This is a genomic window from Methanothermobacter tenebrarum (genome assembly GCF_023167465.1).
Taxonomy (GTDB): domain Archaea; phylum Methanobacteriota; class Methanobacteria; order Methanobacteriales; family DSM-23052; genus Methanothermobacter_A; species Methanothermobacter_A tenebrarum.
In genome coordinates this window covers 408,142-421,991 of the sequence record NZ_AP025698.1, presented here as the reverse complement: position 1 = coordinate 421,991, position 13,850 = coordinate 408,142, and the positions used below count along the sequence as shown (strand labels likewise).

15 protein-coding genes are annotated in these 13,850 nt (G+C 41.0%); 5 read left to right on the top strand and 10 right to left on the bottom strand.

The genetic code is table 11. From position 1 onward, the window contains the following. Positions 1 to 32 precede the first annotated feature (32 nt). Positions 33 to 971 carry a transcriptional regulator gene (locus MTTB_RS02340; protein ID WP_248565252.1) on the top strand — a complete coding sequence of 313 codons (939 nt, stop codon included), beginning with the start codon at positions 33 to 35 and terminating at the stop codon, positions 969 to 971. Here MTTB_RS02340 and MTTB_RS02335 read toward each other — a convergent pair. Further along, on the bottom strand, positions 968 to 1,717 hold the full coding sequence (locus MTTB_RS02335) for an aldo-keto reductase family protein (RefSeq protein ID WP_248564914.1): 750 nt from the start codon (positions 1,715 to 1,717) through the stop codon (positions 968 to 970). The two genes, MTTB_RS02340 and MTTB_RS02335, sit on opposite strands and share 4 nt — an antisense overlap. 476 nt (positions 1,718 to 2,193) lie before the next feature. Here MTTB_RS02335 and serA point away from each other — a divergent pair, with 476 nt between their 5' ends. After that, positions 2,194 to 3,771, top strand: a complete 1,578-nt coding sequence (serA, locus tag MTTB_RS02330; protein ID WP_248564913.1) for a phosphoglycerate dehydrogenase — start codon at positions 2,194 to 2,196, stop codon at positions 3,769 to 3,771. On the opposite strand, the gene MTTB_RS02325 is transcribed toward serA, so the two are convergent. The 4 genes from MTTB_RS02325 to MTTB_RS02310 are packed head-to-tail and all read right to left on the bottom strand — an operon-like array spanning position 3,760 to position 6,038. Then, the gene (locus MTTB_RS02325) at positions 3,760 to 4,191 is read right to left on the bottom strand and encodes a Mov34/MPN/PAD-1 family protein (protein ID WP_248564912.1); all 432 of its coding nucleotides are present in this window, start codon (positions 4,189 to 4,191) and stop codon (positions 3,760 to 3,762) included. The two genes, serA and MTTB_RS02325, sit on opposite strands and share 12 nt — an antisense overlap. Continuing rightward, positions 4,191 to 4,928, bottom strand: a complete 738-nt coding sequence (locus tag MTTB_RS02320) for a tRNA(His) guanylyltransferase Thg1 family protein (protein ID WP_248564911.1) — start codon at positions 4,926 to 4,928, stop codon at positions 4,191 to 4,193. Before MTTB_RS02320 ends, MTTB_RS02325 begins: the two co-directional genes overlap by 1 nt. Next, positions 4,925 to 5,689, bottom strand: a complete 765-nt coding sequence (locus tag MTTB_RS02315; protein WP_248564910.1) for an aspartate dehydrogenase — start codon at positions 5,687 to 5,689, stop codon at positions 4,925 to 4,927. The genes MTTB_RS02320 and MTTB_RS02315 overlap by 4 nt, the downstream gene beginning before the upstream one ends. Positions 5,690 to 5,699: 10 nt before the next feature. After that, positions 5,700 to 6,038: a PRC-barrel domain-containing protein gene (locus MTTB_RS02310; protein ID WP_248564909.1), complete on the bottom strand. Its 339-nt coding sequence runs from the start codon at positions 6,036 to 6,038 to the stop codon at positions 5,700 to 5,702. A 102-nt stretch (positions 6,039 to 6,140) separates the two neighbouring features. Here MTTB_RS02310 and MTTB_RS02305 point away from each other — a divergent pair, with 102 nt between their 5' ends. Continuing rightward, positions 6,141 to 6,860, top strand: a complete 720-nt coding sequence (locus tag MTTB_RS02305; protein WP_248565251.1) for a tRNA-binding protein — start codon at positions 6,141 to 6,143, stop codon at positions 6,858 to 6,860. Between the two features lie 41 nt (positions 6,861 to 6,901). Here MTTB_RS02305 and MTTB_RS02300 read toward each other — a convergent pair whose 3' ends face one another. The 5 genes from MTTB_RS02300 to MTTB_RS02280 are packed head-to-tail and all read right to left on the bottom strand — an operon-like array spanning position 6,902 to position 11,449. Continuing rightward, the gene (locus MTTB_RS02300; protein ID WP_248564908.1) at positions 6,902 to 7,840 is read right to left on the bottom strand and encodes a radical SAM protein; all 939 of its coding nucleotides are present in this window, start codon (positions 7,838 to 7,840) and stop codon (positions 6,902 to 6,904) included. Positions 7,841 to 7,844: 4 nt separating this feature from the next. Continuing rightward, complete coding sequence (locus MTTB_RS02295; RefSeq protein ID WP_248564907.1) at positions 7,845 to 9,254, bottom strand: lactaldehyde dehydrogenase; 1,410 nt, start codon at positions 9,252 to 9,254, stop codon at positions 7,845 to 7,847. Positions 9,255 to 9,266: 12 nt separating this feature from the next. Beyond that, the gene (locus MTTB_RS02290; protein WP_248564906.1) at positions 9,267 to 9,458 is read right to left on the bottom strand and encodes a class III signal peptide-containing protein; all 192 of its coding nucleotides are present in this window, start codon (positions 9,456 to 9,458) and stop codon (positions 9,267 to 9,269) included. Between the two features lie 26 nt (positions 9,459 to 9,484). Next, positions 9,485 to 10,423 (bottom strand): type II secretion system F family protein, encoded by a 939-nt coding sequence (locus MTTB_RS02285; RefSeq protein ID WP_248564905.1) that lies wholly within the window; start codon positions 10,421 to 10,423, stop codon positions 9,485 to 9,487. A gap of 27 nt (positions 10,424 to 10,450) precedes the next feature. After that, positions 10,451 to 11,449: a M24 family metallopeptidase gene (locus tag MTTB_RS02280; RefSeq protein WP_248564904.1), complete on the bottom strand. Its 999-nt coding sequence runs from the start codon at positions 11,447 to 11,449 to the stop codon at positions 10,451 to 10,453. A gap of 170 nt (positions 11,450 to 11,619) precedes the next feature. Here MTTB_RS02280 and ercA point away from each other — a divergent pair, with 170 nt between their 5' ends. Continuing rightward, a complete protein-coding gene (ercA, locus tag MTTB_RS02275; RefSeq protein WP_248564903.1) occupies positions 11,620 to 12,774 on the top strand; it encodes an alcohol dehydrogenase-like regulatory protein ErcA in 1,155 nt (384 codons plus the stop codon). Beyond that, the gene (locus MTTB_RS02270; protein WP_248564902.1) at positions 12,758 to 13,816 is read left to right on the top strand and encodes a PAS domain-containing sensor histidine kinase; all 1,059 of its coding nucleotides are present in this window, start codon (positions 12,758 to 12,760) and stop codon (positions 13,814 to 13,816) included. Before ercA ends, MTTB_RS02270 begins: the two co-directional genes overlap by 17 nt. Positions 13,817 to 13,850 lie beyond the last annotated feature (34 nt).

Below are 13,850 nucleotides of genomic sequence, written 5' to 3'. Positions count from 1 at the left end.
CACCCCCTTTGGTGGTTTAATTGAACAGCGTCATGAAAAGGGAAGAAATACTCCAAGAATTATACAATATACTTGCAACACATGGGTTTAAGGTATCCCATATCTATGAGAGGAGCTGCTTTGACCTCCTAGCAAGGAAGAAACTCTTACTTCTCCTACTAAAAGTACTCGTTAATATTGATTCTATTAATAGTTTACAAGCTCATGAGATAAAAAAGGTTGCCTACACCCTCCTGGCAGCACCACTCATCATAGGCCTAAAATCCAAGACAGACTACCTTGAAGAGGATGTAGTATACGAAAGACATGGCATACCAGTCATAGCCCTTGAAACATTGAAGAACATGATCATGGAAGGCCATCACCCGGAGGTTTTCGCTGACAGGGGCGGATATTATGTGCAGATAGACGGTAACACCCTAAGGGAGGTTAGAGAAGAATATAATATGTCACTAAAGGACCTGGCAGATCTAGCCCACGTATCAAGGGAGACCATCTACAAGTATGAGAATGGCCTTGTAAGAGCCTCCCCTGAAACTGCGATGATACTAGAAGAGATACTGAACATAAAGATAATACTCTCAATTGACCTTTTCAAGATACCTGAACCTGACAAGGACATCATGGAGAAAAAGCCCGATAAACGGGCTGAGAAACTTGTTGAACTAGGCTTTGGCGTGGTTCAAACCCGGAAGGCGCCATTTGATGCTCTTGCCAAGGATATGAAGTTTGAGGATACAGTTATAGCAGATCTTGAAAAGAATAGGGATACTCGAACCCTTAAGAGGATGGTCGTACCATTAAAAGACATATCATTGGTCACGGGATCAGATGCTGTTTTTATATTGAAAAATCCTAGGATCAGAGAATCCTTTGAGGGCATACCAGTAATCAAGGATTGGGAAATAGATGAAATAGAAAGTTCAAAGGAATTCTTGAAGATAATAGCCGAGAGGAGAGAATACAATTAGTATTCAAAGAGCAAAGTGAATGTTTCTTCGGCCTCTTCAATGGATGCAACACCTATACTAACCATGTCAATATAATCCACACTCTCCAAGAATTCAAAGGCCTCATCGGGCTTTAATATGCCAGCAGCTAATATTTTATGTGCCATGATAAACTTACCAGTGTCTAGTATCATCTCTTCTAGTTCTCTTCTTTCATCCTCTAAAAAACTGGGAAAATCCATCATATATCCAAGTTTATTTAAAGGTATCATGTAGATGTCAAAAAGGTCTAGTATATCAGAGGCGAGAAGTTTCCTCGTGGTATTCCTTGGAAAACCTGTTATAAGGCCACATACTACACCAGTTTCATTTATAGAATCTAATAGGTCCGCTAATTCCCATGTATCTAATTTATCAGTGTATTCTTCGTCTAATAGGATGGCGTCTGCTTCCAAGTCTAAAAGGAGCTTAAGATCCTCCTGGAATCTCCCAGCCCTTATGGTTCCTATGATGGTGAAATCTAGACCCGACTCGACAGCCCCGGTTAATGCCCTGATAACCGGGGGTTCGGGTATGAGTTGTATGGCCCTAACCCCAAGATTATAGGATCTCCTGATGATCTTCTGGATGTTCTCAGGGTTATTATAAAGGTCTATCTGGTATAGGCGGGATCTATGACCAAAATATGTTAAACCTGCAAATGGTGCTGTCCCCAGTGAAGTACATGGTATGTTCTTATCCTTGATTTTAATGGACCCTTCAAACATGTTGCCAATCCAACCTTTCTAGTTATCTACCTATGAACTATCCCCTTGTTGAGTGCTTCGATGATGAGGATCTGCTGATACTCTGTAGAGGGGTTTTCTCATGGCTTGGGGGTTTGTCCCAGTTCGGTGCCAGTTATTCGGTTGGCGGATATATACTTCTGTTTGTGTCTGTTGGGTTTACCTTCTTTACTATCCTATTAGCTCTTTTAAGCTTTTGTAGGATATTATGTGAAGGAACCGGCCCCTGGAGGCGTTGTGGATTTTCCTGGCGAGACTAGGACCCCCTAGTCATGTTCTGAAATTTAAACTTTTCGGGCTTTCTGGGGGGCTTACCCTCCGATAAAATTTAATGCTTCCTTTTGTCCCATATATGAAATAGCCCCCCCTATATATATAGTGTAAGATATATTCTCATAATAAGATTATATTTTACCTTCTACTTTATGATCATATCAGAGTCTTAGCAGGTGGAAAATATGAGAGTACTTGTTGCAGATTCAATCAATGAAAAAGGGATAGCTGAACTTGAAAAGGTAGCCGAGGTTGTGGTTGACACCACTATAACACCTGAAGAACTCCTAGAGACTATAAAAGATTTTGATGCTATTATTGTAAGGAGTAGGACGAAGGTTACCAGGGAGGTTATCGAGGCTGCTCCAAGGTTGAAGATCATCGCAAGAGCTGGTGTAGGTGTGGATAATATTGATGTTAAGGCCGCCACGGAAAAGGGTATTATGGTTATAAACGCCCCAGAATCCACCTCCATCACAGTCGCGGAACATACCATGGGTTTAATGTTAGCACTTGCAAGGAAGATACACTTAGCTGATAAGTCTGTGAAGGAGGGTAGATGGGATAAGAACAAATTCATGGGTATAGAACTTAACAACAAGACCCTTGGAGTTATAGGGATGGGTAGGATAGGATCCCAGGTGGTTACTCGGGCAAAATCCTTTGGGATGAATGTGCTCGTCCATGACCCATATATTAGCAAGGAAGTGGCCGATAAGATGGGTGTGGAGATAGTTGACCTTGAAACGCTCCTTAAGAGGTCTGATATTATAAGTATACATGTTCCATTAACTCCAGAGACACGATATCTTATATCAGATCGTGAATTGGATATGATGAAGGATACTGCCTTTATAATAAATTGTGCCCGTGGAGGTATAGTGGACGAGAAAGCCCTCTATAATGCATTAAAGGAGGGTAGACTGGGTGGGGCTGCCCTTGATGTATTCGAGGAGGAACCTCCTAAGGACAGTCCACTCTTAAAATTGGATAATGTGGTTTTAACTCCACACATAGGAGCTTCAACAGTGGAGGCCCAGCGAGACGCGGCTATAATCGTTGCAAATGAGATTAGAAAGGTTTTTGAGGGTGGAACCCCCCAGAATGTGCTTAATATGCCAGTGTTGGAACCTGAAACTTTCAAGTTCTTGAAACCGTACATTGTATTAGCCGAGAGGCTTGGAAGTGTTGTTGTACAGGCAACACCTGGAAAAATAGAAAACTTGGAGGTTACCTATTGTGGTGAATTAGCTGAGATACCACAACAGGATATCCTTACAAGAACCATACTCCAAAGTATATTAAATCCTATACTCACAGAGCCGGTGAACCTAGTTAACGCGCCCATGATCGCGAAGAAGAGGGGTATGATAGTTACAGAGGGTAGAAGATCAGAATCCGGGGATTACAAGTCACTTATAGTGTTAAATGTCAAATCTGATAAGGGAGAGTTCAGTGTTGAGGGAACTTATCTCCGGGAGCCCAAGATCGTGAAGATAAACGATTACAGTGTGGATATAAAACCGGAGGGTATAATGTTAATAGCAAAGTATAAGGATCTCCCAGGGACCATCGGTGCCATAGGAACAAAACTTGGAGAACATAACATTAACATAGCTATCATGCAGGTTGGTAGGAAAGAAATCGGCGGAGAAGCTGTAATGGTCCTTAAAGTAGACCAAGAAGTTCCAGCCACTGTACTAGATGAGATAAAGGAACTAGAGAATGTGGATGATATCGTCGCAATTGAATTATCCCACTAAAATTTCAAATTCTATCCTATTACCAAACCTGTCATAGGATGCTATGGTATTCTCCCGATAGGGGTAGGCTATTATCATATGAAAGAGGCCATTTTTTGAGAAGAAGTGGAAATCTTCCCTTGAAGGGTTATTGTTGGGCGTCGGATGGGAGTGGACTGATCCAATGGTGGAAGTAAATGGTGGTAACATGAAAGTCTGCATTACAGCACCCTCGTTTGAGGCTTCACCTGGTAGAAAGATTAACCCCGTGATGTGGAGGCTTTCCTCTTCTATCTTACCCTCAAGTAGGGCTGCGAATTCTCTTGGATGAACATTCCGCGCAGTTTCTATTATATCATCTATAACTTTCTGGTCAACTTGTACCCTTTTGATTTTCTTCATCCTAAAAATCTTCTCCAGGAGGTAGTCTATAATTCCCATTATTTTATCCCTTCTATTGCCTTGAAAAAATCTTCGTTAAAAAGTGGAAGTTTCTTGTCGACTATGATCTTCTTTCTCTCTGATTTCACCTCTTTTTTATACCTGGGGTCATAGCCTCTTATTGTAACGGTTCGTTTGTATACTCCAATACCCCTTCTATGCCATTTGGGGACTTTTGCAAGGTTCACACCCCTTTCAAAGAGGAGTTCGTGGATGTCACTTGATTTTAGACCTTTGAGTTTTTCTGTGGCGGTTTTTTTATCCATGGTTTCTCTGAGGGTCCAATAGGCGTAACTGTTGAGGCAGTTTCGCCATGCCTCGTCTTGTCTTGCCTTGAAATATTCTGTTAGTAGATGGTCACCTAGGGGGATTATTCGACTATCAAATGATATGGGTTTTTTAATGTTATCCTTTTTGAATTTTTTAAGGAGGCATAAGATGAATGATGTTCCTGTGAAGCTTGCGAGTACTGAATCTAATTTCTCGATGCGGCCATTGAATGGTAATTCTCCGAATAGTATGTTAATTTCATCAGAGAATGTGTAAATGAAAATTGGACTGAACTCCTTCATGAGGTTAATTGAAGTTTTAATCATGCAATCTGCAAAAAAGGGATCATATGGTCTCTTGAAGTTTAATTCTCTGGTTAGCCTATGGAATCCTCTCCCGTCAAGCCTTGCAACCACCTTGCAACCACATGGAGTCCTAATATTAGAGTAGATTTCACATTCTTTCATGTGCCAACCTTGAAATTCTCGCTTAAACTCTTAAGGAGTTTGATAGCTGAATAGGCTGCTAGTACGCTTGTCTTAGGGTTGAGTGAACATCTAACATTCTCTGTGATGGTTTTTAATTCTCCGAAGTCTCCTTTAACGGTGATCTCATGGACATTCCGGTCTACCTTAGGATCTACTATAATTTCAACTTCCACGTCCATGTCACATGCTATGCTGAGTGTGGCTGCTACGTTTATGTTAAGGGGGAACTTTTTAACAGCTTCTGAAGCATTACCCTTGTATAGTAACTTTTTTTCATCGGTGGATATGCCCAGGGAACGTGGAGGCTTCCTTGTAACTAATTTAACAGAGGTGATCTCACCTATAGATGCTGCTTTTATACCATCTAAGCCCACTATAGCCCCTGAAGGGATGTAAACGTTCGCATTATTCTTTGTGGCTAAATCTTCAATCTTTGAACGGAGCCCTTTATCCATGAGAGCCCCTACACTCATTATAAGAACGTCTTTTCCTGCTTTGAGGATGTCTGGGACGATCTCAGCCACGGCCTCGGGTGATGCGGCTTCTATTATAAGATCAACCTTGTCTAACATGTCCTCTACTTTTAAAACTGCGATCCCATCTGCCATGGATGCTAGGTTCTCGGCCTTTTCAAGGTCCCTATCATAGAAGAATCTAAGTTGGATGTTAGAATCTTCTTCCAGAACGTAACCTGTGATGATGTTAGCTATGGCTCCGCAGCCCACTATTCCCACTATCATGGATTCTACCCTATCTTATTGGGGCTTCATAAGATTTTTTGACCTCAGTTGTCTTAACCTCTGGGGATATTATAAGTATGTCACCCACGGCCTTAACCCGCTCATATGGGATGTCTATCATACCCTCTTCCTTTAGTGGTCTGATCTCATCAGATTCTGGGACTATACGTATGCTGGTCTTCAGAACATCTTTTAATCCTAGATCTCTTTTCTCGGGGCTCATTGCCTTTGCTTTAAGTTTTGACACTCGACCCTTCTTTATGTTAAGGACAACATCCTGGACTCTGCCAACATATTTACCCCGAGAAGTATAGATGTCAAGGCCATAAAGGTTGGATAATTCCACCATAATTTTACACTCCTTACCCCCTTTTGGGTATTCTTTTATGGAAGTTTATTTCTTATAATTTAAATAGTTTATAGGATTGGGAAAATTTTTGGAGTGGATCCGATGTGGGATACGAGCAGAGATTATCGACTTAAAGTTGCTGATAAATCCATCAGCCTTTTTATGAAAGCTGTTGAATCGGGCAGCCTCCTGGGAAAATGGAATAAAAAATTGGCCGTTCAAATGGCTGATGAAGTTAAAAAAATCCTCCAGAGTCTTATCTATTCTTATCTTGAACCCGAGGAACTTGCATCTTCGCCAGAAATGCGGTTGATTAAAGAGAAGGGAAAGAATATAATGGAGGCTCTTGGAGGTGAAGGGTGGGCTGAAATGTTCCTTAAAGAGGCCAGGGATAAAGAGAAAACAGAAGAGAATATTGCTAGGATAAAATTTTTCCTTAACACAATACTCAAGCTTAAGGAGCGTATAATGTTGGGTAAAATCCTTGATCCGATTATAGGCATTGACATAATAGTGGGGGAGGTTATGAGCTCTGCTGGGCACCCGCAAGCCGATAAACTCCAGATATGTAATGTTAACATTGGAGACAGGTCTATTAGGGTTGTGACAAATGATCTGGAGGTTAAAGAGGGTGATCATGTTGCAGTCGCATTATTACCGCCCCAAAATTTCAGGGGGATAACAAGTGAGGGCATGTTCCTGGGCACAGAGGGCGTTCTAAGGGATGTTAAAGGGGAAATAGGCGGTCTTCCAAATAAAATCCCCCTAGAATCCCTTAATGAGGCGAGGAAAATCGTGGAAAAGTTCATAGAAGGGAAATAGGGTTTCCTTGAGGGCGGGTCTACAAAGTATAGGGTGTTAGATCATCTGAAGAGCCATGGTTCCATTAGTATACTCTTACATTCTTTTTTAAATTTGCATTCTCCGCAATTGCGTGGTAGTGGACATCCAAGTTTTTTAAGATAATAATCTGGATCTTTCGCCTTTAATGGATAATATCCTGAATAATCAACATTCTTTAGACCCTTCTTTTCGCATTTTTTTACAAGATCTTCCATAAGACCTTTAGGTGGTCCACTATGATAATATAATACGAAGTTGGGTCTGAATCCAACAAGTCTATAGGGTATCTCCTTGTTTATTTCTGATAAGAACTCAGCTATCCTGGGAACTTCTCTGTCGGTTATCCTTGGGATTACAACAGTTCTGAAGGTTCTGACCTTCTCGGGGGATTTTTCCGCGAGATAAGCCGCATTCCTTAACACGGGCTCTGATGGCGCCCCTGTAAGGTTTCTGTGAATTTCATCGTTAAATGCTTTGATTTCAAAGTTTATGAAATCCACAATCCTCAGGATCCTCTTAAGTGTTTTCATTGTTGGGAAGCCATTCGTGGCGACGCCCACTTCAATTGAAGGATTAAACCTCTTTATTGTCTTTACAAGCTCTTCAAGGTATGGTGTGTGTATTGTAGGTTCTCCACCAGTGAAACTAAGCCTATATGCTCCTATTTTCTTCGCGAGTGGACTTTTAAGATGGTCCAGGGCCTCCTTGGCCATCTTTTCAGGTTCGATATAGCCTCTGTAGATCCATCCTGTATCTGGGTATTGTGAAATCCTATAGGCATTACAGTATAGGCATTTGAATGGGCATCCAAGGAATGTTATGGAATAACTTTTCAGAATATAGGCCAGACTTGTATATGCCACTTCTGGTAATCCTACATAGCAAGTGCCAGTTTCTCCTTTGAGGCGGTTTACACCGCATCGCCATTCGCAAAGTTTACAGTTCTTAAAATCTTTCATATTCCTAATTTTTGTTGAATATAATAAGCTTAGTCCTTGTCATGTCCTCTATAGCATACTTAACGCCTTCTTTACCCATTCCACTGCAGTCGAAGCCTCCGAATGGCATGTGATCCACTCTGTAAGTTGATTGTTTATTTATGAGCACTGTTCCCGCCTCTAATTCTGAGGCGAACCTTAAAGCTTCGTGTATGTTCTCTGTGAATACTCCTGCTTGGAGGGCGTAACAGGTACTGTTGGCAACCTTTAGGGCTTCATCAGCATCTTTCACCCTTATTATGGGTGATACTGGGCCGAATGTTTCTTCTTTAACAAGTCTCATTGAGGGTTTAACATTATCTAATATGGTGGGTTCGAAGAGGTTACCATTTCTCCCACCACCATATAAAAGCTCCGCACCATCCTCTATAGCCTCTGAAACAAGCTTTTCAATTTTTATGGCCGCTTCTTCATTTATAAGGGGGCCTATATCAGTTTTTGGGTCGAGGGGGTCGCCTATTTTCAACTTTGAAGTTTCTTTTACTAATTTTTGCACGAATTCATCCGCTATTTTCTCTTCGATGATTATCCTCTTCACTGCTATACATATTTGGCCAGAGTAGAGGTATGATCCCCTTATAGTGCCTTCAACGGCTTTTTCTATGTTGGCGTCTTTGAGTACTATGAGAGGGTCGTTACCGCCTAATTCTAGGGTGAGTTTTTTCATCCCACTATTTTCTGCTATCATTTTACCCGTTTTGAAGCCCCCTGTGAATGATATCTTGTCAATATCCTCGCTTTTTAAAATTTCATCACCTATAATGGAAGCTTTACCTGTTAGAACATTTATCGCGCCTGGGGGGAAGTATTCGTTTAGTATTTCGCCTATTTTTAGTGCTGATAATGGTGCTTTAAGTGATGGTTTTAATATTACAGTATTTTTTGATGCGAGTGCTGGGCCAACTTTGTGGATGGCTAGGTTAAGTGGATAGTTGAATGGTGTTATGGCGGCTATAACTCCCAGTGGTAGTCTTATTGTGAAGCCCATAAAGTCTTTACCACCTATACCAGCATCCATTGGGATGGTTTCCCCATATATTCTCTTAGATTCCTCAGCGGACAATTTCAGCGTCTCTATGGACCTTTTAACTTCGTCTCTGGCGGCTTTTATAGGCTTCCCAGAATCGAGGGCTAGTAGGTGTGAAAATTCTTTGGACCTTTTTTTAAGTTCCTGACTTGTATCATAGAGTGCCTCTGAAATCCTGTGTGCTGTTAATGAGATCATTTCATCCTTGGCTTTTTTAGCTGCTGAAATGGCTTCTATTGCATCTTCTTTTGAAGCTGCTGGTACTTTGTCTATGATCTCGTTGTTATAGGGGTTGCGGATTTCAATCTTCTCTTCGCCTTTGAGTCTCCCATTGATCAGCATCTTCATGGGAAGACCCCTTTAGAATTTATTTTTAAGATTTTGGATGGAATTTGTAACGGTTTGCACATCAGTTTTGTTTATTTCGTTACCTGCGGATATTAAATAGTTTTTATACCATAATGCCGCGAAAATCACTATGATGATAACCCCACCGAACAGTAGTATCAGCTCGGCAGAGCCTTGGGCGATTTCATCATATCTTATATCCATTGATTCTGCCTCCATAACTCTTTTATTTAGGGTGCCATGGAACCTACGATTACGAAGCCAAACTTGTCAATAACATAGAATATACCGAATGCTAAAACAGCTAGGGGAATGGCATATTTAATCCCCTTCCTCGCACTCCCAAACATGATTATGCCTATGAGTAACCCTGCTATTATAGAGTGGATTATTATATAACCGCCCGCAGCGATCTTTGCAGTTCCGAGGATTGGATTGGTTTTCCCGAGGGATTCTATGAATGCTGAGTAGACCATGATCATTCCAAGTGCGAATGGTGCTGCGATTATAGCGGCCACCACGAGGAACATGACAGACATCATAACATTAGCCTTCCGCTCCCTTTTAAGGGCTAAAACTGCGCGCGTATCCTCTGCAACAGCCTCTATGACATCTGCAAGGCTTCCACCAGCCCTTTTACCCTCTATTATCATCCTGAAGGTTCTGTCGAGGGTGTCGGATTTTAGTCTACGGCCCATTGACAACAGGGCATCATCAAATGTCCTACCTATCTTTATCTCGATAACCGCCCTTTTCAGTTCATCATATAATGGACCTTTTCCTTGTTTTGAGATGTCTTCAAGGGCTGTTTCAAGGCCAATTCCAGCACGTAAAAGTGATGCTATTTGCCTTAGAAAATCCGGGGTTCCCTGTTCTATTGCATCAATCCTTCGCTCCATCATTATAAAGATGTAAGAGGCAAATATTATAGGTGGGAGGATGAAACCTGCGAGAAATGGGATTAAAAGGCCTATGCCCAGGACCATGGCTATTATAATCCCCATTAATCCGAAGAATATGCTTGCAAATAGAATTAATGTTATAACTTCAGCGGCTCTTAGATAGATCCCTGTTCTGACGAGGTTCTCTTGTATGCTTATAAGGAATCTTTCAGGGGTTACCTTTTCAATTGCATCGACAAGAGGAGATAAATATTTTGGGACAAGCACAATATTACACTCCTTTAAAGTGTTAAATTATATTCTAGAGGGGAGCGTATTTAATATTTTAGGATTTTTTTTGATGAGGATCATGTCCTCGGTTCTGGCACCAAATTCTCCTTTAATGTAAATTCCGGGTTCTATTGTTATGATCATGTTCTTTTCAAGTCTAATATCCTCATTCGCTGATAAAGATGGTGGTTCATGAACTTCTAATCCTATACCATGGCCAGTGGAGTGTATGAAATTATCCTCGTACCCATATTCAGATATAACACCCCTTACAACCTCGTCTATATATGAGGCCTTCACTCCGGGTTTGGCTGCTTTCACTCCCTCCCTCTGAGCATCCAATAGAATGTCAAGTATCTCCTCCTCATCTTCACCCCTTACAAGGGTCCTTGTAGTGTCAGAATGATAATATCTCCAGGTGGCGCCCCAATCGATAACTACTGGGGTCTTTATTTTATTGAATGAAACTTCGGCGTGTGGATTGCTTGACCTCACACCAGATGCTACAATGGTATCAAATGCAGGCTTCATCGATCCATTGATTTTCATATGATATTCAAGGTTGGCTGCTATCATGGCTTCAACACCCTGCACTTCTACTTCCATGAAAGATTCCTCGGCTATCCTCAAAGCCTTTCTAATATGTTCTATTTCGACTTTTTCCTTTATCATCCTAAGATCGCCTATGATGTCTTCAATGGTAAATTTGAAAGAACCTTTTAATTTGCTGAATGTGCCAATTGGAAGTGAAGGTTCAAAGATAACAGCCATAGGAGATATGCTTTCAATTTTTTCTTTCACATCCTCTGATTTTTTAAATTCAAGAACATCGATTGATAAGTTTTCAGCTTCATCAATATCCATACGAGTAACCATTAAAATTGGTTCATCAGCCAAAATCAAAAATGCACGAGCAGAAGGTCTGAACCCAGTCAAATAGAAGACATTTTCACTTTTGGATATCACAGCCATGTCACAGCCTTTTTCCATTATTTTCTCAAGGGCGGCCTTTAATCTGTTCATCAAAAAAATCACCCAAGAATGTTGAGGTTTTCCCATCCTGATATTTTTTGCATAATAAATTATATTAATTCCTCTATCTTCTTTTTTGGGATTTGGGAAAACTTTCACATAAAAGAATATTAATTAGTGAAGAGTCTATTAAATGTTGTATTCCACCCTCTGGTGATGTTATGGATGATTTTAATCTTAGAAAATTTGTTACAAGTGAATTGGTATTTGGAGAGGGTGCCAGATTACTAGCCCCACAATATGCGATAAACCTTGGAGCAGAGAAGATACTCCTCGTAACTGATCATGGCATAGAAAAGGCCGGTCATGTAAATGAAATGGAATCTATACTAACTGAAAATGGACTAGAATATACAATCTACAATGATGTTACGCCAAATCCACGCGACCATGAGGTTATGGAGGGTGCCGAGGTTTTCGAGGCTGAAGAGTGCAATTTTATAATAGCCCTTGGGGGTGGAAGTCCAATAGACTGTGCAAAGGGCATAGGTATAGTAAGCTCTAACAGAGAAGATATCCTCAAATTTGAGGGCGTTGACCAAATACCAAAACCTGGCCCCCCAATTATCTGCATACCAACCACAGCCGGGACATCAGCAGACATTTCACAATTTGCAATAATAAGGGACACCAAGAGGAAAACCAAAATCGCCATAATAAGCAGGAGCCTCATTCCAGACGTTTCACTTATAGACCCTTATACGACCCTAACCATGGACAGGTTACTCACAGCCTCCACTGCCATGGACGCCCTTGCACATGCCATAGAAGCCTATGTATCCACCGCCAGCTCCCATCTGACAGATATAAATGCACTTGACGCCATGAAACTGATAAGTGAAAATTTGCACAAAACCGTTAAGGACCCTGAAAACCTTGGCCTACGTTCCAACATGATGCTCGCAAGCCTGGAAGCGGGATTAGCCTTCTCCAATGCGAGTCTCGGCCTTCTACATGCAATGGCACACAGCCTAGGGGGTAGGTTGGACATCCCCCATGGAATAGCTAACGCCATCCTAATAGAGGATGTTATAGAATTCAATTTTCCCACAAACCCACGAAAGTACACGAGGATAGCAGAGGCCCTAGGATTAAGATCAAGGACAGATAATGTGAAGGATGCTCTCATAGCCAGGTTGAAAGATTTTAAGAAGAGACTTGGAATTGACATGAGCCTAGGAGATTATGGTATCACAGAAGATGACATAGACGAACTTGCGAAATTGGCCTTTAACGACCCCTGTATCGTTACAAATCCGCGCAAACCAAGAATAGATGATATACGGGAGATATTTGAAAATGCCATCAACAGATAAGGACTGGCAACACCTTAAAAAGGCTATCATGGGCTTCGGCGGAAAATCTGTGAGAAAAAGTTACTATCCACAATTAAAGAATACACTCCATAAACTCCAAAGATTTAAAACTTTACTTGACCATACAAGAGACCTCATATTCCTAGTTGAAGCTGATGGAAAAATAGTAGATGTTAATAAGTCAACTCTCATCAACCTAGAATATTCAAGGGATGATATAACCTCCATCTTCGACATAATCCCCAAAAAATACCATGAAAATTTCAAGAAGATCCTTTCAAGGAGAGAGAAAATTTCCATAGAAGCGCCCCTCCTTAAAAAGGACGGAAGCCTCATCTTAACTGAAATGAACTTGGATACTGTTAAGTTCAATGAAGATGATTATGCTGTTATCGTGGCCAGGGATATAAGGCAACGTAAAGAATTAGAGGACGAGCTTAGAAGATCCCTCGAAGAGAAAAAAGTCCTATTAAAGGAAATCCATCATCGAGTGAAAAATAATCTGCAGATAATCTCAAGCCTCCTCAGCCTGCAATCAATGACCGAGAACATGAAAAATGGCACATTCAAGGAAACACAGGATAGGATAAGGTCTATGGCACTTATACATGAACAATTGTACCAATCAGAGGACCTTGCAAGGATAAATTTCAGAAAATACCTGGAGAAACTTATAAAGAATCTTTTACATTCATATTCTGCAGGGAAGTCCATAAATATAAAATTAGATGTTGAAGATTTATACCTTGACATCGACACTACAATCCCCCTTGGCTTGATCATCAACGAACTTGTGACAAACGCCTTGAAGTATGCGTTCAATGGTAGAAATCAGGGCACAATATACATTAAATTTAAAAGAGTAGGGGATAGCCTTGAACTGAGAGTGATGGATGATGGTATAGGATTCCCAGTGGATAAACTCCAAGAAAGCAAGTCACTAGGCTTGAAACTCGTTAATATCCTCGTAGGACAACTGAGGGGGAAAATATCCGTTAAAGGTCATGATGGTAGTTGCTTCAGGATAGTATTCAAGGGATAGAAACTATTATATGAACAGAGAGAGATTATAAAAT

Bases quoted from the DNA above. Each gene is read 5' to 3' on its own strand.
- MTTB_RS02340 (WP_248565252.1), top strand. From the start codon at position 33: ATGAAAAGGGAAGAAATACTCCAAGAATTATACAATATACTTGCAACA.
- MTTB_RS02335 (WP_248564914.1), bottom strand. From the start codon at position 1,717: ATGTTTGAAGGGTCCATTAAAATCAAGGATAAGAACATACCATGTACT.
- serA (WP_248564913.1), top strand. From the start codon at position 2,194: ATGAGAGTACTTGTTGCAGATTCAATCAATGAAAAAGGGATAGCTGAA.
- MTTB_RS02325 (WP_248564912.1), bottom strand. From the start codon at position 4,191: ATGGGAATTATAGACTACCTCCTGGAGAAGATTTTTAGGATGAAGAAA.
- MTTB_RS02320 (WP_248564911.1), bottom strand. From the start codon at position 4,928: ATGAAAGAATGTGAAATCTACTCTAATATTAGGACTCCATGTGGTTGC.
- MTTB_RS02315 (WP_248564910.1), bottom strand. From the start codon at position 5,689: ATGATAGTGGGAATAGTGGGCTGCGGAGCCATAGCTAACATCATCACA.
- MTTB_RS02310 (WP_248564909.1), bottom strand. From the start codon at position 6,038: ATGGTGGAATTATCCAACCTTTATGGCCTTGACATCTATACTTCTCGG.
- MTTB_RS02305 (WP_248565251.1), top strand. From the start codon at position 6,141: ATGTGGGATACGAGCAGAGATTATCGACTTAAAGTTGCTGATAAATCC.
- MTTB_RS02300 (WP_248564908.1), bottom strand. From the start codon at position 7,840: ATGAAAGATTTTAAGAACTGTAAACTTTGCGAATGGCGATGCGGTGTA.
- MTTB_RS02295 (WP_248564907.1), bottom strand. From the start codon at position 9,254: ATGAAGATGCTGATCAATGGGAGACTCAAAGGCGAAGAGAAGATTGAA.
- MTTB_RS02290 (WP_248564906.1), bottom strand. From the start codon at position 9,458: ATGGATATAAGATATGATGAAATCGCCCAAGGCTCTGCCGAGCTGATA.
- MTTB_RS02280 (WP_248564904.1), bottom strand. From the start codon at position 11,449: ATGAACAGATTAAAGGCCGCCCTTGAGAAAATAATGGAAAAAGGCTGT.
- ercA (WP_248564903.1), top strand. From the start codon at position 11,620: ATGGATGATTTTAATCTTAGAAAATTTGTTACAAGTGAATTGGTATTT.
- MTTB_RS02270 (WP_248564902.1), top strand. From the start codon at position 12,758: ATGCCATCAACAGATAAGGACTGGCAACACCTTAAAAAGGCTATCATG.